The sequence below is a fragment of the Mycolicibacterium sp. XJ662 genome, assembly GCF_053484035.1.
In genome coordinates, this window is sequence record NZ_JBEFTL010000007.1 from 1 (window position 1) to 19,248 (window position 19,248).

The window sequence follows — 19,248 nt, forward strand, 5'->3', positions numbered from 1 at the left end:
TCTGCAGGCAACCCTGCCACTGTACTCCACGTGGTCAGAGACGTCAAACCGCGGTCGCCAGCCGATTTGGCTGGGGCCGTTGGCTTCTGACCCCAGCGTACCCCCTGCCCCGGCGGCGTCCAACGCGGCCTCCCACCCGGGCGCGCGGCTCAACGGCAGGGGGCTCAGGCCACCCGTTCGATCTCGGCGCCCAGCCTCTTGAGGTTCTCCACGAACAGCGGATAGCCCCGGTCGATGTGGAACACGTCGTAGACCTCGGTGTCGCCGTCGGCGACCAGGCCCGCCAGGACCAGGCCGGCGCCGGCGCGGATGTCCGACGACCACACCGGCGCGCTGGAAAGCTGCGGGATGCCCCGCACCACGGCGTGATGTCCGTCGGTCCGGGCGTCAGCGCCGAGCCGGACCATCTCCTCGACGAATCGGAACCGCGCTTCGAACACGTTCTCGGTGATCATCGAGGTGCCGTCGGCGATCGACGCCAAGGCGATGGCCATCGGCTGCAGGTCCGTCGGGAACCCCGGGAACGGCAGGGTGGCGACGTTCACGGCCTTGGGCCGCTCGTACTGCACCACCCGGAAGCCATTGTCGTCCTGCGTGACGGTCGCACCGGCGTCATGGAGCTTGTGCAGGACCAGCTGGAGGTGCTGCGGGTCGACGCCGACCACCGAGATGTCGCCGCGGGTCATGGCGGCCGCGATACCCCACGTCGCGGCGACGATGCGGTCCCCGATCACCCGATGCTCGGTCGGGTGCAGCCGGTCCACGCCGTTGATGGTCATCGTCGACGTCCCCGCCCCCGATATCTGTGCCCCCATCTGGTTGAGCATCGTGCACAGATCAACCACGTCGGGCTCGCGCGCGGCGTTGTGAATCGTCGTCACACCCTCGGCCACCACCGCCGCCATCAGGATGTTCTCGGTGGCGCCGACCGAGGGGAACTCCAGCTGGATCTCCGCGCCGCGCAGATGGTCGGCCTCGGCGACCACACAACCGTGCTCGATGTTGCACCGTGCGCCGAGTTGGCGGAGACCGGCCTGGTGCATGTCCAAGGGTCGCGAACCGATCGCATCGCCGCCGGGTAGCGCCACCCTGGCCCGTTTACAACGCCCGACAAGCGGCCCCAGCACACACACCGAGGCGCGGAACTGCCGCACCGCAGCAAAATCCGCGTCGTACTTGAGTTCGTCGGGTGAGGTGATGCGCACCACGTCGGAATCGAGTTCGACGGTCGCGCCCAGGCCACGCAGAACTTCGGCCATCAGCGGTACGTCGAGGATGTCGGGGCAGTTGGTGATGGTGCTTGTGCCCTCTGCCAGGAGCGAGGCCGCCATCAGCTTGAGCACGCTGTTCTTGGCCCCCCCGACGGCAACTTCGCCCGATAACCGATTTCCGCCGGTCACCACGAAACGCTCGCTCACGCGGGTCAGTTTAAACAGCGCACCAGGCGGTGTCAGTCGCCATGCCCAGTCCTTCCGGTACGGTTTGCGCCATGGGCGTCCATCTGACCCGCATCTATACGCGCACGGGCGATGACGGGACCACCGGGTTAAGCGATTTCAGCAGGGTGTCAAAGAACGACGCCCGCCTCGAGGCGTACGCGGACTGCGACGAGGCCAACGCCGCCATCGGTGTGGCCGTCGCACTGGGCCAGCCCGACGAGCAAATCCTCAGGGTGCTCAGGCTGATACAAAACGACCTGTTCGACGCCGGCGCCGATCTCTCGACCCCCTTTGTCGAAAACCCGAAATATCCGCCCCTACGGATCGCGCAGAGCTACATCGACCGGCTGGAAGGCTGGTGCGATGAGTTCAACGAAGGGCTGCCTGCGCTGAATTCCTTTGTGCTGCCCGGAGGTACGCCGCTCTCGGCGTTGCTGCACGTGGCGCGCACCGTAACTCGCCGGGCCGAGCGGTCCGCGTGGCGGGCCGTGGAGCTTCACGGCGACGGGGTCAGCGTGCTGCCCGCGAAGTACCTCAACCGGCTATCTGACCTGTTGTTCATCCTGTCGCGGGTCGCCAACCCCGACGGCGACGTGCTGTGGCGACCTGGCGGATGAGCGCTTGCGCGAAGACCCAAGGCGTGGGCGGCGCAACCGATTAGCGGGCCCGACGGCGCGCGCGAGGTGACGGCCGTGACTCCACCCAAGACAAGAACGCCGTCAACGCCCCTCGATCCAACGCGATTTCATAGCTTCGCCGGCGTTCCGGGCTGACATCTCGGACCTCCAACACCACGATTTCATGGGTCATGATGTCGAATTCGTCGCCGCGTGGCCCGCGCCGCGACACGATCTCCAGGCCCCGACGGCTGAGCCGCCGATCCGGCCACCACCGCAGACTGGACAGCCGGTAGAACCCGGCCTCCCCACCGCGGTATCGCATCACGCCGTGCCGCCAGCCCTGCCCGCCGACGGCGGGCACATCACGCAGAATCGCTGCGGTGCCGCCGACCTGACGAAGCTTCCACAGCCGGTAGCTCAGCGCGACGACCACCGCCAACAGCACACCGACCAGCGCGACCATGATCCACATGGACGCGCTCATCTGCGGCCCGCTAGTCGAGCTGACCCAGGGCGCGCATCCTTGCTCGTCCCTTGGCGGCTGTTACTGGATCGTCGGAATCGGCGTCCTGGCGCGCGGTATCGGAGTCGATCTCGGATTCGAGCTCGGCCGATTCGGCGAGAATGATGACACCGTCGTCGGTGACCGACATGAACCCACCGTCGACGGCGATACGCAGATCGTCCTCGCCTTCGCGCTCAATCCGCACGACCGCGTCGTCGACCAGCTGGGCCACCAACGGGATGTGGCGAGGCAGGATGCCGATCTCGCCGGCCGTGGTCCGGGTGAACACGAAGGTGGCCTTGCCTGACCAGATTTCGCGTTCGACGGCGACGATGTCGACGTCTATCTCGGCCATGGTTACTGCGCCTTGTCGGCGTCGTCGGCGTCGTCGTCCTTGCCGTTGTCGTCGTCCTTGCCGTTGTCGTCACTGGAGGACGGCGCACCGTCGCCGCTCGTGTCTTCGAGCTTGGCCCCCATGCTCTCCGCCTTCTTGGCGAGATCCTCGAGCCCGCCGATGAGGAAGAACGCCTGCTCGGGCAGATGGTCGAAGTCGCCCTTGGTCAGCTTGTCGAACGCTTCGATGGTCTCCTTGAGCGGAACGGTCGAACCCGGCTGGCCGGTGAACTGCTCGGCCGCCATCATGTTCTGGCTCAGGAAACGCTCGATGCGGCGTGCCCGGTTGACCAGCTGCTTGTCCTCCTCCGACAGCTCGTCGATACCGAGGATCGCGATGATGTCCTGAAGGTCCTTGTAGCGCTGCAGGATTCGGATGACTTCCTGCGCCACCCGGTAATGCTCGTCGCCGACGACGCTGGGGTCCAGAATCGTCGAGGACGACGCCAACGGGTCCACCGCCGGGAAGATGCCCTTCGAGAACACCGTACGGCTGAGCTCCGTGGTGGCGTCCAAGTGCGCGAACGTGGTCGCAGGCGCCGGGTCGGTGTAGTCGTCAGCGGGCACGTAGACCGCCTGCATCGAGGTGATGGACCGGCCGCGGGTCGAGGTGATGCGCTCCTGCAGCTCACCCATCTCGTCGGCCAGCGTCGGCTGGTAGCCCACCGCGGAAGGCATGCGGCCCAGCAGCGTCGACACCTCAGAACCAGCCTGGGTGAAGCGGAAGATGTTGTCGATGAACAACAACACGTCCTGACCCTGCTCGTCGCGGAAGAACTCCGCCATCGTCAACGCCGACAGTGCCACCCGCATACGGGTGCCCGGCGGTTCGTCCATCTGACCGAACACCAGCGCGGTGTCCTTGAGCACGTCGGCGTCGGCAAGCTCGACCCACAGGTCGTTGCCCTCACGCGTGCGCTCCCCCACACCGGCGAATACCGATGTGCCGCCGAAGTTGCGGGCGATGCGGTTGATCATCTCCTGGATCAACACCGTCTTGCCCACGCCCGCACCACCGAACAATGCGATCTTGCCGCCACGCACGTACGGGGTGAGCAGGTCGACGACCTTGAGGCCGGTCTCCAGCATCTCGGTGCGCGGTTCCAGTTCATCGAAGGCCGGCGGCTTGCGGTGGATCGACCACTTCTCGAAGTCCTTGCCGTAGCCAGGATCGTCGAGGCAGTCGCCCAGCGCGTTGAACACGTGGCCCTTCACACCATCGCCGACGGGCACGGAAATCGAGGCGCCGGTGTCGGTGACCTCGACGCCGCGCACCAGGCCGTCGGTGGGCTGCATCGAAATGCAGCGCACCAGGTTGTCGCCGAGGTGCTGGGCGACCTCCAGCGTCAACGTCTTCGCCAGGTCGCTGTAGGCGATTTCGGCGTGTAGCGCGTTGAACAGTTCCGGAACGGCGCCGCGTGGGAACTCCACGTCGACGACCGGGCCGGTCACTCGCACCACACGTCCGTTGGTGTCGGCGCCTGCCTTGTTCGTCTCGCGTTCGGCGGTAGCAGTCATATCTGGTTTCGCTTCCTCTGCGTGCTAACTCTTGGCGTCGGCCAACGCGTTTGCGCCACCGACGATCTCGCTGATTTCCTGGGTGATCTGCGCCTGCCGTTCGCGGTTGGCCTGCAACGTCAGATCCGTGATGAGCTCGTCGGCGTTGTCGGTAGCCGACTTCATGGCCCGCCTGCGCGACGCCGACTCCGAAGCCGCCGCCTCGAGCAGCGCGGCGAAGATCCGGGTGGAGACGTAGCGCGGTAGCAACGCGGAGAACAGGGTCTCGGCATCGGGCTCGAACGAGAACAGCGTGTGCAGTCCGGTGTCCTCGTCGCTGTACTCCACCTCCATCGGCGCGACCCGGCGGGCGATGGCCGTCTGCGACAGCATCGACCGGAACTCGGTGAACACGATGTGCAGTTCGTCGACGCCGAGAACGTTGTCCGCGCCCGGATCGTCACCTTCGTCGTCGACGCCGGCCATGAACGCGTCAACCAGTGTGGACCCGATCTCCTGCGCGTTCTCGTAATCGGGGCGCTCCGAGAAGCCCGTCCAGGCCTCCGTCACATCCCAGTTGCGGAAGCTGTAATAGCCGAGGGCCTTTCGACCCACCACGTACAGCACTGGCTCCTTGCCCTCTTCGCGGAGCAGGGCGAACAGTTCCTCGGACCGACGGAACACGTTGGCGTTGTACGCCCCACACAGTCCGCGGTCGGAGGACACCACCAGCACGCCTGCCCGCCGCGGCTTTTCACGAGCAACCAGCAACGGATGGTCCAGCGCGCTGGCGCTGGCCAGTTCGGTGAGCATGTTGGTGATCTCGCGGTCGTATGGCCGGGCCGCTTCGACCCGGGCTTGCGCCTTGGCGATCCGCGACGTGGCGATCAGCTCCTGGGCTTTGGTGATCTTCTTGATCGAGCCCGCGGAGCGGATGCGGCCGCGCAGTTCGCGCAGTGTTGCTGCCATTGGTTACTGGACCCTTCAGTCCTACTTCTTCTTCGGTGCGGGCTTGCGGACCTTCACCGATTCCTTTTCGACGTCTTCTTCGTCCATGGCTTCGACGTGCTCGTCAGGCACCACGGAACTGCCATCGGTGGTGGCGAAGCCCTTCTTGAACTCGTCCACCGCGTTGGCGAGCTTCTCGGCCGTCTCATCGGAGAGCTTGGTGGTCTCCCGAATGTCATTGAGGATCGCCTCGTGTGAGCCCTTCACATGCTCGATGAACTCCCGCTCGAACTTTTGGACGTCCTCCACCGGCACCGAGTCCAGGTGGCCCCTGGTGCCGAGGAAGATGGCAACCACCTGCTCCTCGACCGGCATCGGGCTGTTCTGCGGCTGCTTGAGCAACTCGACGAGCCGCGCACCGCGGTCCAGCTGAGCCTTGGAGGTTTCGTCGAGGTCTGAGGCGAAGGCCGCGAACGACTCGAGTTCGCGGTACTGCGACAGATCCAAGCGGAGACTTCCCGCTACTTCCTTCATCGCCTTGATCTGCGCGGCGCCACCGACGCGCGACACCGACACACCGACGTTGATGGCCGGCCGCACGCCCTGGTTGAACAGGTCGGTTTCGAGGAAGCACTGGCCGTCGGTGATCGAGATTACGTTGGTGGGGATGTAGGCCGAGATGTCGTTGGCCTTGGTCTCGATGATCGGCAGCCCGGTGAGTGAACCGCCGCCTAGCTCGTCGGAGAGCTTGGCGCAGCGCTCCAGCAGCCGCGAGTGCAGATAGAACACGTCGCCCGGGTACGCCTCACGGCCTGGGGGCCGGCGCAGCAACAACGAGATCGCGCGGTAGGCCTCGGCCTGCTTGGTGAGGTCGTCGAACACGATCAGCACGTGCTTGCCGTCGTACATCCAGTGCTGGGCGATGCTCGAACCCGTGTACGGCGCAAGCCATTTGAACCCGGCAGAGTCAGACGCCGGCGCAGCGACGATGGTCGTGTAGTCCATCGCGCCACCTTCTTCGAGGGTGCGGCGCACGCTGGCGATCGTGGTGCCCTTCTGGCCGACGGCCACGTATACGCAGCGCACCTGCTTTGACGGATCCCCGGTCTCCCAGTTCTGCCGCTGGTTGAGGATGGTGTCCACGCACAGCGCGGTCTTACCGGTCTTGCGGTCGCCGATGATCAGCTGGCGCTGCCCGCGACCGATCGGGGTCTGCGAGTCGATCGCCTTGATGCCGGTCTGCAGCGGCTCACTCACGCTCTGGCGCTGCACAACTGAGGGCGCCTGCAGTTCCAGGGCGCGTCGCTCGGTGGTCTCGACGTCGCCGCGGCCGTCGATCGGCTGACCCAGCGGGTTGACCACCCGGCCCAGGAAGCCGTCACCGACCGGCACCGAGAGCACGTTGCCGGTCCGCTTCACCGGCTGGCCCTGTTGGATCTGCTCGAAGTCACCAAGGATGACGGCGCCGATGCTGTGCTCGTCGAGGTTGAGCGCTACCCCCAACACGCCGCCGGCGAACTCCAGCAGCTCCTGGGTCATGACGGAGGGCAGTCCCTCGACGTGGGCGATACCGTCGCCGGCGTCGATGACCGTACCGATCTCTTCACGCTCGGTTTCGGCCTCGAACCCCGCGACATACTCCTCGATCGCACCTTGGATCTCATTCGCCGAGATCGTCAACTCTGCCATGGCTTTTCGTCTTCCTTTTTCCTGGGTCTAGGGGTGTTCTCGGGTCAGTCGGGCAAGTGGTTCTCGGCCGCCGCCAGCTTCGACGCCAGCGATCCGTCGATCACCTCGTCGCCGACGGCGATGGTCAGGCCACCGATCAGCGCCGGGTTCACATCGAGCTGAAGCGACACCGGATGGGCGTAGATGCGCGTCAACAGTTCGGTGAGCCGGTTGTGCTGGGCATCGGTGAGTTCGGCGGCGGCGCTGACGTGCGCGACGACCTCACCTCGCCGGGACACCGCAAGGTTGGCCAGATCGCGGACGACCTCGTCGGCGCGCTCGCCGTGCATCAGTTCAACCGTCTGGCGCAGCAGATCGGCGGCGTTCTTGCTCGCCCGGCCTTTCAGCACGTCGTTCAGCAGCTTGATCCGACCGTCCGCCGGTGCGGTGAACTCACTCAGCAGGGTGATCAACCGTGGATCGGCGTCCAGAACGCGACTGAACCGGAAGAGCTGGTCCTCCACGTCATCGATCTGGCCGTCGCGCTCGGCCCGGACCAGCAGCGCCAGCCTGGCGATGTGCTGCAATCCGTGAGCCAGATCCGACGTGGACGACCAGCGTTGCGACACCGCGGTTTTGACGATATCCAGCGCTGCATCAGACACCTTGCCGGACAGAAGCCGCTCGGCGAGCGCGGTCTTGAGACTCGAGTCGCTGGACGGATCGGCCAGGTGCCTGGCCAACATCGCTTCTGCGCGCAGCAGCTTCACCACCGACGCCAGATCGTCGGACAGGCCGGTCAGCGCGTCGGCGTCGCCGCTGGCGACCGTCTCATCGAACCGTTCGACCACCTTGGTGATCGAGTCCCGGCTCGCGGCACGCAGCTTGGCTGTTGCGGCATCCGTGAAGACCGTGCTGGAGGGCGCCATCTCGTCGAGCTCGGTTAGGAAGCGGTCAACCGTTGCCGACCGCTCGGACGGGTCGGAAACAAACTCGCGCACCATGTCACCGGCCCGCTGCACGGATTCCGCGCCGAGGCTTTGCCTCAGCTCACGGATGAGCTGTTGGCGGAGCAACTGGATCTGTTGCCCACCTTGGGTCTTGATCCGCTCGAGCTCGACGTCGGCCTGGGCACGCAGCTGCTCGGCGATCTTTTCGGCGTCGTGGCGCGCCTCTTCGACCACCTTGGCCGCCTCGGCCTTGGCTTCCTCCAACGCCTTGGCGTGCTCGGAATCGGCGTCGGCGACCTTCTTCTCCGCCTCGGCGTGTTCGGCAAGCTGGGTCCGCACGTTTTCCTGCTGTTGCTGCATCATTCGGCGCACCAGCGGGATGACCCACTTCATGAGCACGAAGACGATGACAGCAAAGCCGATCAGCTGTCCGATGAACGTCGACACTGAGCTACCGTCCTTGACCCGTCGTGGCCGGAACCGTGCGCGTGGTCACGTCGACCCCGAGCACACGGCTGGCCAGGCTTGCTGCCAACGTCTCCACCGATGTCTGCAGTTCGGCGGTCAGACCGCGGGACTGCTCGGTGAGTTCGGAGTTGGCCTGCTGGAGCATCGATGAGACTTCAGCATTGGCGCGACCCCGCGCATCGTCGACGATTTGGCGACCCTCCGCGCGAGCATCTTCGCGTATGTCGGTCGCTTCCCGGCGAGCCCCACCCATCACCTTGCGGTAATCGGCTTCGGCAGCAGCGCGTAGTTGTGCTGCGCGCCGGTTGTCTTCGACCGTCTTGGCGACCATGGCTTCACGCTCGTGCAGCACCTTGGCGATCGGCGGCACAACCCATTTGCCGATCACACCGAGCACGATCAGGAAGAGGATCAGCACGAAGAAGAAGGTGCCGTTGGGCAGCAGGAAGTTGCCGCCGCCTTCCTGCGCCAGGACGGTAGTGCTGAGGTCAACCATGGCGTCGATTAACCGACCGGGGTGGCGAAGACGAACAGCGCCATGAAGGCCAGGTTGATGAAGTACATGGCCTCCACCAGACCCACCGTGATGAAGAACGGCACGAAGAGCCGGCCTTGAGCCTCCGGCTGCCGCGCTACGCCATTGACCAATGCGCTGCCGACGACACCGTCACCGATAGCAGCACCGATAGCGCCGCCACCCAAGAGAAGACCGCCGCCAATGAGTGCGCCGGCAGCGATAGTGGGATCCATTCCTTTTATCCTCCTTGATAACTGGCAGCAGTCCTACCAGGTTGTGGGTCGAGCATTTGCGGGTTAGTGGTGGTCCTCTTCGAGCTCCATCGCCTGACCGAAGTACAGGATCGTCAGCAGCGCGAAGATAAACGCCTGGATGGCACCGATGAACAGTTCGAACATCTTCCACAGCGCGTTGGGCGCCCACAGGATGTAGGCCGGGAACAACGCGATGATCGTGACCATGATGCCGCCGGCGAACACGTTGCCAAAAAGACGGAGGGACAGCGAAACCGGCTTGGCGATCTCTTCGACGAGGTTGATCGGCCCCAGGAACGCCACATGGCCCTTGAGCAACCGCACCGGGTGGCCGATGATGCCGCGCCGCCAGAAGCCCGCGGCGTGGTAGCAGACGAACACGAACAGGCCGAGCGTCAGCACGAAGTTGATGTCTGCGGCAGCCGGCTTGAGCAGCTCGTGGATACCGGTCTCATCGGAGTACTGCCACGGGAACACCGACAACCAGTTCGCGATGAGGATGTAGGCGAACAGCGTCACCGCCAGCGGGAGCACGAACGGCGCGACACGCATGCCGATCGCGGACTCGATCTGGTTGCGCGCCTGGATCGTGATGCCTTCCCAGAACAACTGCACGCCGGTGGGCACGCCGCTGGAGGTCACTTTGGCGCGGAGGTAGAACGCGAGCGCGAGCACGATCACCGCGGCGATGGTGGCGGACAGCATCGTGTCGGTGTTGACCGTCAGCCCGAACCAGTTGGCGGTGGTGTGCGTGCCGACGTGGATGCCGGACTCGGCGGCGAGGATGGTCACCGCCGACCCGGCGGCGACGTCGATTCCTGTCATTGCGGTGTGGGTTCCCCTTCGAATCCGGCTGTGTCAGTCGGGCTACCCGCGCGCAGTTTTTTTGCCACAGGCAGCGCGGTCGTGAAGACGAGCAGCATCTGGAACAGCGCCATGCCGAAGACCACGCCCAGCCCCTCGGGACGGAAGATGAACGCGATGGCCAACCCGATGACGGTCAAGATCATCAGGCGCGTCGCCGAATTCAACGCCATCTTGCTTTTCAGGGGGTGCGCCTGGGAGGTGATCTTGGTGACCGACCGTCGCACCAGGACGGCGTTCAGAAGACCGAGACCGAGGCCGATGGCGAAGAACACCCCGACCATCACATGGCCGAGAAGCGCGGCCGCCAGCGTGCCGAGGCCGGCCAGGACGACGCAGATGAGTGCCAGACGCATCGGGCGGAACGCAACCGAAGGAAGCACCAACGGCGCGTCATGCGCTGGCGTCGTCACTGATTCACCTCAATCCCGCGGTCAAAACGAAGTTGCCGAATGATCCTGTTCCAGTGCTTGGCGCCATGAGCGTATCGGAGGGCATCAGGCGCACTGGAATCACCCAAGCGGCAGCTCCCTTTGTCGGTCGTTGTACCGGTCTGCTCGGCTTGGAACCGAGGAGTCCGGGGCCGGCAACCCGCGAGGTTTTTCGGGTTCTGTTTTTCACCCTAACACATGGTCGAGGGCCTAAAACGAGGCCTACTACTTCGCGTCGTACACGTCGGCCAACAGGCCGTTTCGGCGCCGTAGAAGCGGGATCACCGTGACGATGATCGCGACCAGGATGGCCGCCAGCATGACCACTCCGCTGTAGCGAGGATCGAAGAAAATCGTGCTCGCCGCGCCCAACGCGACGATGCCCACCCAGAGGTAGATCAAAAGCACGACACGGCGGTGCGAATGACCGATCTGAAGCAGCCGGTGGTGCAGGTGCATCTTGTCCGGGCTGAACGGGCTGCGACCGGCCCGGGTGCGGCGCACGATCGCCAGCAGCATGTCCAGGGCCGGCACCAACATCACCGCCACCACCAACAAAAACGGTGACAGCAGCGCGAACACGTCGCGCGCACCGTATGCGGTCTGCGAAATCGGTCCGGCCGCCGTGGTCGACGCCGCGGCCAGCATCAGCCCGATCAGCATCGAACCGGAGTCGCCCATGAAAATCTTGGCGGGGTGGAAGTTGTGGGGCAGAAAGCCCAGGCAGGCTCCGGCGAGCACCACCGAGATGATCGCGGGCGGGTAGAACAGCACGTCGCCGCCGTGGTCGCGCAGCAGCCCGATGGAGAAGATGCAGATGGCTGATGCGGTGATCAGCCCGAGCCCGGCGGCCAGCCCGTCGAGTCCATCGACGAAGTTCATCGCGTTGACGATCGCCACGGTCAACGCGAGCGTGAGCAGAATCGACGAGACCTGGTCGAGCACGATGGTGCCGACGCCGCCGATCGGGATGTAGAGCACGCTCCAGGCCACGCCCATGGTGACCAGAACGCTGGCCGCGGTGATCTGCCCGGCGAACTTCGTCAGCGCGTCAAGCCCCCACCGGTCGTCGATCAAGCCGATGGCCATGATCAGCCCACCAGCGACCACCACCGCGGGCATCCCCGACGAGTACACGAATCCCCGCGTCAACGCGGGAAGCTGCGACGCCAACAGCACGGCCGCCACCACCCCGACATACATCGCCAGCCCGCCCATCCGCGGGGTCGGCTGCAGGTGCACGTCACGCTCGCGCGGATAGGCCACCGCGCCGAACCGCCGGGCCAGCACCCGCACCCAGCCGGTGGCGAAGTAGGTGATGATGGCCGCGGTGAGTCCGACGAGGGCCAGTTCGCGAAGCGGGACACCGGCACCGCGCTCGTTGAGCGCAAGCACGGTGTCCGCCGCGTAGCCCATCGATGCACCGTATGCCACGTTGTCTCAGCTCATTCCGTCAGTGCCGACGGTTCCACATCGAGGACTTTCGCGACCGCCTCCACCGTCACCGGGCCTTCGCGCAGGATCCGCGGGTGCGATCCGGTGAGGTCGACGATGGTCGACGCCGCCTGCTGCGCGGACGGCCCCGCATCGAGGTAGACCTGGACGCGCTCGCCGAGTTGGTCGCGCGCCTCGTCGATTGTCACGGCGGGCGGGCGGCCGGAGGTGTTCGCGCTGGACACCGCCATCGGGCCGACCTCGCGCAGCAGTTCGATCGCCACGGGATGCAGCGGCATGCGCAGCATGACGGTGCCGTGCGCGTCGCCGAGATCCCATGGCAAAGACGGTGCCTGGCGCACCACGAGGCTCAGCGCCCCGGGCCAGAACGCCCGGATCAGTTCGCGTGCGGGGCCTGGGACGTTGTAGACCAGCCCCTCGATCGTGTGCCACGAGCCGACCAGCACCGGCACGGGCATGTCGCGCCCGCGGCCCTTGGCCGCCAACAGCGCGGCGACGGCGTCGTTGTCGAAGGCGTCCGCGCCGATGCCGTACACCGTGTCGGTGGGCATGACGACCAGCTGACCGCCCTTCAAAGCACTGATGGCCGAAGCGATTCCGGTCGCGCGCTGGGCGTCATCGGTGCAGTCGAATACCTCCGTCATGCCTTGGCCTCTTCCTGCCTGCGGTTGCGGGTCGCGGTGACGAACCGGGGCCGACCGGCTAGGTCGCGGCGGCCGGTGACGTCGCCGAAAAGCCCCGTGCTGCAGAACGCGTCGATGGTGCGCGCCGATGTGGTGTCATCGTGCTCCACCGCGCACCCGCCGCCGTCGCGCAGCCACCGGCCGGCGAGCCCGACGATGGCGTCGATGACGACCATCCCGTCCGGTCCCCCGAACAACGCGTGTGCTGGGTCATGTTCGGCCACTTCGGGTTCCAACTCGGCACCGTCGGGAATGTAGGGGGGGTTGGCAACCACGAGGTCGACCTGGCCGTCGAGTTCGGGCAGTAGCCCGGGCGCGGTGACGTCGGCGCGGATCAGTTCGACGCCGGTGTCGACGAGGTTGCGGTGCGCGTAAGCGAGCGCGTCCTCGGAGTCGTCGATGGCGATGACACGTGCGTCGGGCACGGCGTTCGCGAGGGCCAGCGCCAGCGCACCCGAACCGGTGCACAGGTCGACGATGACGGGGGGCCGAACGTTCCTTACCGCTCGAATTTCGGCTGAAGTTTCGAGCGGTAAGGAACGTTCGCGCAACAAACTGTGTGCCACCACCCACTCCAGCAACGCCTCGGTTTCCGGTCTGGGAATGAACACGCCGGGCCCGACGCAAACGGTGACAGGGCCAAACGCCGCGCTGCCCACGATGTGCTGCAGCGGCACCCGTTTGGCGCGGCGGGCGACGAGGTTGTGGTAGCGGTCGACGAAGCCGCTGTCAGGTCGGGTGAGCGCGAGGCGGCCGCGGTCGGTGCCCGCCGCGTGGGCGGCCAGTAACTCGGCGTCGGCCCGCGGCGACGGAACTCCCGCTTCGGCGAGCGCTGCCTCTGCGGCGTCGATCACCTGGCGGAGCGTCATGTCGCCGCAAGCCTGGCTTGCTTGTCGGCGGCGGCCAGGGCGTCGAACAGCGCGTCGAGTTCGCCGTCGAGTACCTGATCGAGGTTGTGCGCCTTGAAGTTGATCCGGTGGTCGGCGATCCGGTTCTCGGGGAAGTTGTAGGTGCGGATGCGCTCGCTGCGGTCGACGGTGCGGATCTGGCTGGCCCGGTCGGCCGACGCCTCGGCCTGGGCCTGCTCCTCGGCCAGCGCCTTCAACCGCGCGGCGAGGACCTGCAGCGCACGCGCCTTGTTCTGCAACTGGGAGCGTTCGTTCTGACAGCTCACGACTATGCCGGTGGGCAAGTGGGTGATGCGCACCGCGGAGTCGGTGGTGTTGACCCCCTGGCCACCCTTGCCCGACGACCGGAACACGTCGACGCGCAGATCGGAATCGTCGATCTGAACCTCTTCGACCTCTTCGGGTTCGGGGTACACGAGCACCCCTGCCGCCGACGTGTGCACGCGGCCCTGCGACTCGGTGACGGGGACCCGCTGCACCCGGTGCACACCGCCTTCGAACTTCAGCCGCGACCACACCCCGTCGGCGACGTCGCCCTTGCTGCGGATGGACAGCATCACGTCCTTGTAGCCGCCGAGGTCGGAGAAGGTCTCGTCGAGCACGGTCACGTTCCAGCCGCGCCGCTCGGCGTAGCGGATGTACATCCGGGCCAGGTCGGCGGCGAACAGCGCGGACTCCTCGCCGCCCTCCCCGGACTTGACCTCCAGCACGATGTCATCGGTGTCGTGCGGGTCGCGGGGCGCCAGCAGGTCGGTGAGGCGGGTGTCGAGTTCGGCCACCGTGGCGGCCAGTTCGTCGACTTCCGCCGCGAACGACGGGTCATCGGCGGCCAGTTCGCGGGCCGCCTCGAGGTCGCCACGGGCAGTCTGGAGCTTGCGGTAGGTGGCAACGATCGGTGACACCTGGGCGAACCGCCGGCCGACCTTGCGCGCCTGCGCCGCGTCGGCGTGCAGATTGGGGTCGGACAGTTGGCGCTCGAGGTCGGCGTGTTCGGCCACCACGGCATCGATCGCCGTCCCGTTGTCCGTCACGTCGACGTCCTTCCCTCAAACGCAGACCGGCGCCCGGCCTGGCCGCCGGGGCGGCAAGAACGGGCGCCGGAAAGGCAGCTACTTGTCGGCTGAGGAGTCCCCGCCGGCCTTGCGCTTGCCGTAACGCTTCTCGAAGCGGGCGACGCGGCCGCCGCTGTCGAGGATCTTCTGCTTGCCGGTGTAGAACGGATGGCACTGCGAGCAGACCTCGACGTGAATCTGTCCGCTTTTCTTGGTGCTGCGCGTGGTGAACGTGTTACCGCAACCGCAGTGCACCGTGGTCTCGACGTAGTCAGGGTGAATACCCGTTTTCATGGCTTCCTCTTCGATCGTGGCCCCGGGTCGCCCCTTCTGAGTGAAGGCGTTCGGCGTGAACCGGAACCGAGGGTCGACGGTCCATTATGCCAGTGCGACCGCCAGCAGCCTAAACGCCCGCCGGGCTGCGGCTATTCCGCCCGGTACGGCTGAAACCTGCTCCCTTCGCGGCGCCACAACGTGCGGCCGTCCGGCTCGGTGCCGCGCGCGATCAGTTCGCGCTTGAGGATCTTGTTCGTCGCGGTGCTGGGCAGGTCGTCGGCGATCCAGACGTAGCGCGGCCACGCCTTCGGCGACAGGTCGCTCTGGGCGGCCAGAAACTCCTCGAACGCCTGCGGGCTGAGGTCGGCGCCGTCCTGCAGCACGACGGCGGCCATCACCTGATCGCCGACGAGTTCGTCGGGCACCGGGTAGACCGCCACCCGGTTGACGGGGGCCAGCCGCAGCAGGATGCGCTCGATCGGTGCGGTGGTCATGTTCTCGCCGTCCACGCGCATCCAGTCGGCGGTGCGCCCGGCGAGGTAGATCCACCCGTCGGCGTCGCGGTAGGCCAGGTCGCCCGACCAGTACATGCCGTGCCGGGTGCGCTCGGAGGTGGCGGCTTCGTCGTTGTAGTAGCCCGAAAAGAAGCCGGTGCCCGAGGTATTCACCAACTCGCCCACGGCCTCGTCGGCGTTGAGCAACGCGCCGTTGGCGTCGAACACCGCTGGTGGGCACTCGGTCACGGTTTCGCTTTTGTAGATGGCGACACCTGGAAAGCCCTGGCCGACAGAGCCTTTCGGGGTGTCGGGGGTGCGGGTGATGATCACGGAATTCTCGGTGGAACCGAACCCGTCATCGACGGTCACGCCGAACCGGCGGCCGAACTCCTCGATGTCGCGGTCGGCGGCCTCGTTTCCGAACGCCACGCGCAGCGGGTTGTCGCTGTCGTCGGGGCGCTCCGGGGTCGCCAGCACGTAGGCCAGCGGCTTTCCGACGTAGTTCATGTAGGTGGCGCCGTGCCGGCGGATGTCGGACAGAAAACGCGACGCCGAGAACTTCGCGGGCACCATGGCGGCGCCGGCCACCAGTGCCGGTGCCCACCCGCCGACCACCGCGTTCGAATGAAACAGCGGCATCGACAGATAGCAGGTGTCTTCGGAGGTGAGGCCGAACTTGTCGACCAATGCGGTGCCCGCGAACAACACCATGGAGTTGGCGACCTGGACGGCCTTGGGGTTACCGCTGGTGCCCGAGGTGAAGATCATCATGAACGTGTCGTCGGGGGCGGCCTGGCGGGCTGGGGTCAGCGGCGGCGCGGAGGCCCGGCGTTGCGCCCAACCGTCGTCGTCGGCGTTGAAGACGGTGACCCCCGGCAGTTCCAGGCCGTCGAGCAGATGCCGGTGCTCGGCGTCGGTGATGAGGAACTGGCATTCGACCTTGGCGATGTCGCGCGCGAGCGCCTCGCCGCGGCGGGTGGTGTTGATGCCGCAGAGCACGTAACCGCCCAGCGCCGCGGCGGCCAACGCGGTCAGCATCTCCGGCGTGTTGCCGAGCAGCACACCGACATGCAGCGGACGGTCCGACTCCGCCGCGTCGATCAGCGCAGCGGCTTGCGCGCCGGCATCGGCGAGGTGCTCACGCCATGTCCACGTGCGGTCGTCGTACTTCACCGCGACGGTGTCCCGTTCGGCGCGCTCACGAAGCAGCTGCTGGAGTGTGTCCGCCATGGTCACCTCTCGCCAGTGAACAGATTTTGGATTGTGTCTACCATGTCACAATGTCGGAAGTCCGCAGACAGGTGCGGAAAACGACGAGAGGGCCACCGGTGACGCGCGGCGCCGCGACCAAGAACGTCCGTGATCGGATGATCGACGCGGCCGAAGTCTGTCTGCGCGCCAAGGGTATTCGAGCGACCACAGTATCCGAGGTGGCCGAAGTCGCCGGGATATCACGGGGTTGGTTATACCGGCATTTCCCCGACAAAGTCACGCTGTTGGGCGCGGCGATCGTGCGGCTGAACGAGGCCTACTGGTCAGAGGCGCACGCGATGTTGGAGCGGGTCGAGGGGCTGGACCGCCAGATCGTCGCCGGCATCCGCCACGGCCGCCGCGCCTACGACGACCCGGGCGCGTTGCTGATGAAGCTGCGCATCGAAGAACCCGACGAGTTCGCCGCCTGTGCCGGCGCCGGTGTCCAGGGGCTGGTGCCCGATCTGGCCGACTTCTGGTCGCGCTACCTGGTCGCCGCGCGCGACAGCGGCGAGATCCACGCCGATATCGACGTCGCCGAGGCCTCGGAATGGGTTGCGCGCGTGCTGATTTCGCTGGCCACCGTGCCCGGTGACACGCTCGACCCCAGCGACGACGACGCGGTGCTGCGGCACGTGCGCCGCTACGTCATGCCGGGCCTGCGCGCCTACCCCGCGCAGTTGTGATTACTCGGCGTCCATCGAGCCCGGAGCGGTCTTGGAGACCTGGACCAGGAACTCGTAGTTGTTCTTGGTCTTGCGCAGCTGGCTCATCAGCAGGTCGATGGCCTGATGCGGGTCGAGGCCACTGAGCACCCGGCGGAGCTTGTGCACGACCGCGAACTCGTCGGGGCCGAGCAGCAGCTCGTCCTTGCGGGTACCCGACGGGTTGACGTCGACGGCCGGGAAGACCCGACGCTCGGAGATCTTGCGGTCCAGCTTGAGCTCGGCGTTGCCGGTGCCCTTGAACTCCTCGAAGATCACCGTGTCGCCCGTGGAGCCGGTCTCCACCATCGCGGTGGCGATGATGGTCAACGAGCCGCCCTCTTCGATGTTGCGGGCCGCGCCGAGGAACCGCTTGGGCGGATACAACGCGGTCGAGTCCACACCACCGGACAGGATGCGTCCCGAGGCCGGTGACGCGTTGTTGTACGCGCGGCCCAGCCGGGTGATCGAGTCGAGCAGCACGACGACGTCCTTGCCCTGCTCGACCAGTCGCTTGGCCCGTTCGATCGCGAGCTCGGCGGCCTGGGTGTGGTCTGAGGGCGGACGGTCGAAGGTCGAGGCGATGACCTCACCCTTGACCGACCGCTGCATGTCGGTGACCTCTTCCGGACGCTCGTCGACGAGCACCACCATCAGGTGGCATTCCGGGTTGTTCTGCGTGATCGCGTTGGCGATGTCCTGCAGGATCGTGGTCTTACCGGCCTTGGGCGGCGACACGATCAGCGCGCGCTGCCCCTTGCCGATCGGCATGATCAGGTCGATCACGCGGGTGGTCAGCCGGTCGGGCGAGGTCTCCAAGCGCAGCCGCTGGTTCGGGTACAGCGGGGTGAGCTTGTTGAACTCCGGCCGCTTCTTGGCCTCATCGACGGGTTTGCCGTTGACGGTGTCCAGGCGCACCAGCGGGTTGAACTTCTGCCGCGGATTTTGACCGCCGCCTTCACCTTCTTTGGGCACGCGCACCGCACCCGTGACGGCGTCGCCGCGGCGCAAGCCGTTCTTGCGCACCATGTTCATGGAGACGTAGACGTCGTTGGGTCCGGCGAGGTAGCCGGAGGTCCGCACAAACGCGTAGTTGTCCAGCACGTCGAGGATGCCCGCGACGGGCTGCACGACGTCGTCTTCGCGGAGCTCGGTGTCACCGCCGCCGTCGCCGCCACCGCGCTCGCGGCGCCTGCGGTCACGGAACCGGCGGCCCCGACGTCCGCCTCGGCCGTCGCCGCCGTCGTCGTCGGAGTTCGAGCCGCCCCGGTTCTGCTGGCCGCCCTGCTGGTCGTTGTCGGACCTGGAGTCCTGCTTGGAATCGTTCTTGGATTCCTGCTTGGTGTCCTGCTTGGTATCGCCGTCGGACTTGGCGCCCTGCTGGCCCTTGCTGTCGGACTTGGTGTCCTTGCTGGTGTCGCCGTCGGACTTGGTGTCCTGACCGCCCTGCTCGGAGCCGCCCGGGGCGCCCGAGCCGCGGTTGGCGGTGCGACGTTCGCGGCGCTGCCGCGGCGGTGCGTCGTTGCCGTCACCGGAGCCAGGGTTGTCGGCGTTCTCAGCGGGCTGCTCGGCAGACTTCTCCGCCTTCTCGGCGGCCGGCGCGTCGTTCGCGGCGGGCGCTGTATCGCCGCCGGCCCGGCCGTTGGCCTGGCCACGCCGGTCACGAATCGCGGCGACGAGCTCGCTCTTACGCATACCCGAGGCACCGTCGATGCCGATCTCCTTGGCCAGCGCGCGCAGCTCCGGAAGCACCATGCTGGATAACGCGCCACCACGGGCGCCGGATGCACCGCCCGCGGTGGGTTCAGCCTCCGCGGAGGACGCGCTGGTGGGCGCATCGACCGCCGCGGGGTTGTCTGAGTTCACGG

The 19,248-nt window shown here is 66.5% G+C and carries 20 protein-coding genes; 2 read left to right on the top strand and 18 right to left on the bottom strand.

Features of this window, described 5'->3' with window-relative positions:
• Window positions 1–164: 164 nt before the first annotated feature.
• A complete protein-coding gene (gene murA, locus ABQE93_RS18235) occupies window positions 165–1,418 on the bottom strand; it encodes a UDP-N-acetylglucosamine 1-carboxyvinyltransferase (protein ID WP_448409730.1) in 1,254 nt (417 codons plus the stop codon).
• Between the two features lie 71 nt (window positions 1,419–1,489).
• On the opposite strand from murA, the gene ABQE93_RS18240 reads away from it, so the two are divergent.
• Window positions 1,490–2,056 (top strand): cob(I)yrinic acid a,c-diamide adenosyltransferase, encoded by a 567-nt coding sequence (locus ABQE93_RS18240; protein WP_448409728.1) that lies wholly within the window; start codon window positions 1,490–1,492, stop codon window positions 2,054–2,056.
• 40 nt (window positions 2,057–2,096) lie between these two features.
• On the opposite strand, the gene ABQE93_RS18245 is transcribed toward ABQE93_RS18240, so the two are convergent.
• The 16 genes from ABQE93_RS18245 to fadD1 all read right to left on the bottom strand — a co-directional run bounded on the left by ABQE93_RS18245 (window position 2,097) and on the right by fadD1 (window position 16,655).
• On the bottom strand, window positions 2,097–2,543 hold the full coding sequence (locus ABQE93_RS18245; RefSeq protein ID WP_448409726.1) for a DUF2550 domain-containing protein: 447 nt from the start codon (window positions 2,541–2,543) through the stop codon (window positions 2,097–2,099).
• Window positions 2,544–2,553: 10 nt separating this feature from the next.
• A complete protein-coding gene (locus ABQE93_RS18250; RefSeq protein WP_448409725.1) occupies window positions 2,554–2,919 on the bottom strand; it encodes a F0F1 ATP synthase subunit epsilon in 366 nt (121 codons plus the stop codon).
• Between the two features lie 2 nt (window positions 2,920–2,921).
• Entirely contained in the window at window positions 2,922–4,475 is a 1,554-nt protein-coding gene (gene atpD, locus ABQE93_RS18255) for a F0F1 ATP synthase subunit beta (protein WP_448409724.1), read from the bottom strand.
• A 24-nt stretch (window positions 4,476–4,499) separates the two neighbouring features.
• Entirely contained in the window at window positions 4,500–5,423 is a 924-nt protein-coding gene (locus ABQE93_RS18260; protein WP_448409722.1) for a F0F1 ATP synthase subunit gamma, read from the bottom strand.
• A 21-nt stretch (window positions 5,424–5,444) separates the two neighbouring features.
• Window positions 5,445–7,091, bottom strand: a complete 1,647-nt coding sequence (gene atpA, locus ABQE93_RS18265) for a F0F1 ATP synthase subunit alpha (protein WP_448409720.1) — start codon at window positions 7,089–7,091, stop codon at window positions 5,445–5,447.
• 44 nt (window positions 7,092–7,135) lie between these two features.
• The gene (locus ABQE93_RS18270; RefSeq protein WP_448409718.1) at window positions 7,136–8,467 is read right to left on the bottom strand and encodes a F0F1 ATP synthase subunit B/delta; all 1,332 of its coding nucleotides are present in this window, start codon (window positions 8,465–8,467) and stop codon (window positions 7,136–7,138) included.
• Window positions 8,468–8,471: 4 nt separating this feature from the next.
• Window positions 8,472–8,984: a F0F1 ATP synthase subunit B gene (locus tag ABQE93_RS18275; RefSeq protein ID WP_448409717.1), complete on the bottom strand. Its 513-nt coding sequence runs from the start codon at window positions 8,982–8,984 to the stop codon at window positions 8,472–8,474.
• 8 nt (window positions 8,985–8,992) lie between these two features.
• Window positions 8,993–9,238 (bottom strand): F0F1 ATP synthase subunit C, encoded by a 246-nt coding sequence (locus tag ABQE93_RS18280; RefSeq protein WP_427059538.1) that lies wholly within the window; start codon window positions 9,236–9,238, stop codon window positions 8,993–8,995.
• A 63-nt stretch (window positions 9,239–9,301) separates the two neighbouring features.
• Window positions 9,302–10,084, bottom strand: a complete 783-nt coding sequence (gene atpB, locus ABQE93_RS18285) for a F0F1 ATP synthase subunit A (RefSeq protein ID WP_448409715.1) — start codon at window positions 10,082–10,084, stop codon at window positions 9,302–9,304.
• On the bottom strand, window positions 10,081–10,536 hold the full coding sequence (locus ABQE93_RS18290; RefSeq protein ID WP_448409713.1) for an ATP synthase subunit I: 456 nt from the start codon (window positions 10,534–10,536) through the stop codon (window positions 10,081–10,083). Before ABQE93_RS18290 ends, atpB begins: the two co-directional genes overlap by 4 nt.
• Before the next feature lie 243 nt (window positions 10,537–10,779).
• Complete coding sequence (locus ABQE93_RS18295) at window positions 10,780–11,970, bottom strand: glycosyltransferase family 4 protein (RefSeq protein WP_448409711.1); 1,191 nt, start codon at window positions 11,968–11,970, stop codon at window positions 10,780–10,782.
• Window positions 11,971–11,999: 29 nt separating this feature from the next.
• A complete protein-coding gene (locus ABQE93_RS18300; RefSeq protein ID WP_448409709.1) occupies window positions 12,000–12,653 on the bottom strand; it encodes an L-threonylcarbamoyladenylate synthase in 654 nt (217 codons plus the stop codon).
• Window positions 12,650–13,561: a peptide chain release factor N(5)-glutamine methyltransferase gene (prmC, locus tag ABQE93_RS18305; protein WP_448409707.1), complete on the bottom strand. Its 912-nt coding sequence runs from the start codon at window positions 13,559–13,561 to the stop codon at window positions 12,650–12,652. Before prmC ends, ABQE93_RS18300 begins: the two co-directional genes overlap by 4 nt.
• Window positions 13,558–14,631 carry a peptide chain release factor 1 gene (gene prfA, locus ABQE93_RS18310; protein WP_448409706.1) on the bottom strand — a complete coding sequence of 358 codons (1,074 nt, stop codon included), beginning with the start codon at window positions 14,629–14,631 and terminating at the stop codon, window positions 13,558–13,560. Before prfA ends, prmC begins: the two co-directional genes overlap by 4 nt.
• A 78-nt stretch (window positions 14,632–14,709) precedes the next feature.
• Window positions 14,710–14,946, bottom strand: a complete 237-nt coding sequence (gene rpmE, locus ABQE93_RS18315) for a 50S ribosomal protein L31 (RefSeq protein WP_448409704.1) — start codon at window positions 14,944–14,946, stop codon at window positions 14,710–14,712.
• A gap of 131 nt (window positions 14,947–15,077) precedes the next feature.
• Entirely contained in the window at window positions 15,078–16,655 is a 1,578-nt protein-coding gene (gene fadD1 / locus ABQE93_RS18320; RefSeq protein WP_448409703.1) for a fatty-acid--CoA ligase FadD1, read from the bottom strand.
• Window positions 16,656–16,792: 137 nt separating this feature from the next.
• Here fadD1 and ABQE93_RS18325 point away from each other — a divergent pair, with 137 nt between their 5' ends.
• Window positions 16,793–17,362, top strand: coding sequence for a TetR/AcrR family transcriptional regulator (locus ABQE93_RS18325; protein WP_448409765.1), 570 nt, complete (start codon window positions 16,793–16,795; stop codon window positions 17,360–17,362).
• Here the strand turns inward: ABQE93_RS18325 and rho are convergent, their stop codons facing one another.
• On the bottom strand, window positions 17,363–19,135 hold the full coding sequence (gene rho, locus ABQE93_RS18330) for a transcription termination factor Rho (protein WP_448409763.1): 1,773 nt from the start codon (window positions 19,133–19,135) through the stop codon (window positions 17,363–17,365).
• Between the last annotated feature and the right edge of the window lie 113 nt (window positions 19,136–19,248).

Coding starts and splice junctions, on each gene's coding strand:
- ABQE93_RS18240 (WP_448409728.1), top strand. CDS start 1,490: ATGGGCGTCCATCTGACCCGCATCTATACGCGCACGGGCGATGACGGG.
- ABQE93_RS18245 (WP_448409726.1), bottom strand. CDS start 2,543: ATGAGCGCGTCCATGTGGATCATGGTCGCGCTGGTCGGTGTGCTGTTG.
- ABQE93_RS18250 (WP_448409725.1), bottom strand. CDS start 2,919: ATGGCCGAGATAGACGTCGACATCGTCGCCGTCGAACGCGAAATCTGG.
- atpD (WP_448409724.1), bottom strand. CDS start 4,475: ATGACTGCTACCGCCGAACGCGAGACGAACAAGGCAGGCGCCGACACC.
- ABQE93_RS18260 (WP_448409722.1), bottom strand. CDS start 5,423: ATGGCAGCAACACTGCGCGAACTGCGCGGCCGCATCCGCTCCGCGGGC.
- atpA (WP_448409720.1), bottom strand. CDS start 7,091: ATGGCAGAGTTGACGATCTCGGCGAATGAGATCCAAGGTGCGATCGAG.
- ABQE93_RS18275 (WP_448409717.1), bottom strand. CDS start 8,984: ATGGTTGACCTCAGCACTACCGTCCTGGCGCAGGAAGGCGGCGGCAAC.
- ABQE93_RS18280 (WP_427059538.1), bottom strand. CDS start 9,238: ATGGATCCCACTATCGCTGCCGGCGCACTCATTGGCGGCGGTCTTCTC.
- atpB (WP_448409715.1), bottom strand. CDS start 10,084: ATGACAGGAATCGACGTCGCCGCCGGGTCGGCGGTGACCATCCTCGCC.
- ABQE93_RS18295 (WP_448409711.1), bottom strand. CDS start 11,970: ATGGGCTACGCGGCGGACACCGTGCTTGCGCTCAACGAGCGCGGTGCC.
- ABQE93_RS18300 (WP_448409709.1), bottom strand. CDS start 12,653: ATGACGGAGGTATTCGACTGCACCGATGACGCCCAGCGCGCGACCGGA.
- prmC (WP_448409707.1), bottom strand. CDS start 13,561: ATGACGCTCCGCCAGGTGATCGACGCCGCAGAGGCAGCGCTCGCCGAA.
- rpmE (WP_448409704.1), bottom strand. CDS start 14,946: ATGAAAACGGGTATTCACCCTGACTACGTCGAGACCACGGTGCACTGC.
- fadD1 (WP_448409703.1), bottom strand. CDS start 16,655: ATGGCGGACACACTCCAGCAGCTGCTTCGTGAGCGCGCCGAACGGGAC.
- ABQE93_RS18325 (WP_448409765.1), top strand. CDS start 16,793: ATGATCGACGCGGCCGAAGTCTGTCTGCGCGCCAAGGGTATTCGAGCG.
- rho (WP_448409763.1), bottom strand. CDS start 19,135: ATGGTGCTTCCGGAGCTGCGCGCGCTGGCCAAGGAGATCGGCATCGAC.